This window comes from Nocardia alni (assembly GCF_019038435.1).
Classification (GTDB): domain Bacteria; phylum Actinomycetota; class Actinomycetes; order Mycobacteriales; family Mycobacteriaceae; genus Nocardia; species Nocardia alni.
Window position 1 is genome coordinate 1 of sequence record NZ_JAGPOX010000333.1, and the last position, 523, is coordinate 523.

The window sequence follows — 523 nt, forward strand, 5'->3', positions numbered from 1 at the left end:
GAAGCCAGTGGCCTAACCCTTGTGGAGGGAGCTGTCGAAGGTGGGATTGGCGATTGGGACGAAGTCGTAACAAGGTAGCCGTACCGGAAGGTGCGGCTGGATCACCTCCTTTCTAAGGAGCACTTCTACACGATCCTTCGAGTAGTCGAATGTGGTTGTGTCAGAGACCGTTTAGTCCTCACATGTAGGGCTGCGGACGCTCATGGGTGGAACACTGACAAGTTTTTCGTATTCGGGTCGGTCACATGACTGGCTCACGGGAATATATCGGCACACTGTTGGGTCCTGAGAGAACACGCGAGTGTTTCTTTCTAGGCAAATAGACGATCCGCTCGGATCTCCGATGATACCGCTTCTTCTTGTGGAGAGGTTGGTCTTGGGTTTAGGTTCGGGTGGGTGTGTTGTTTGAGAACTGCACAGTGGACGCGAGCATCTTTGTTTGTAAGTTTTTAAGGGCGTACGGTGGATGCCTTGGCACCAGGAGCCGATGAAGGACGTAGGAGGCTGCGATAAGCCTCGGGGA

General features: G+C 53.3%; 2 rRNA genes. Both read left to right on the forward strand.

What is annotated here, in order from left to right:
• A 16S ribosomal RNA gene (locus tag JZ791_RS44205) occupies window positions 1–112 on the forward strand; the annotation flags it as partial.
• 327 nt (window positions 113–439) lie between these two features.
• Window positions 440–523: ribosomal RNA gene (locus JZ791_RS44210) — 23S ribosomal RNA — on the forward strand; the annotation flags it as partial.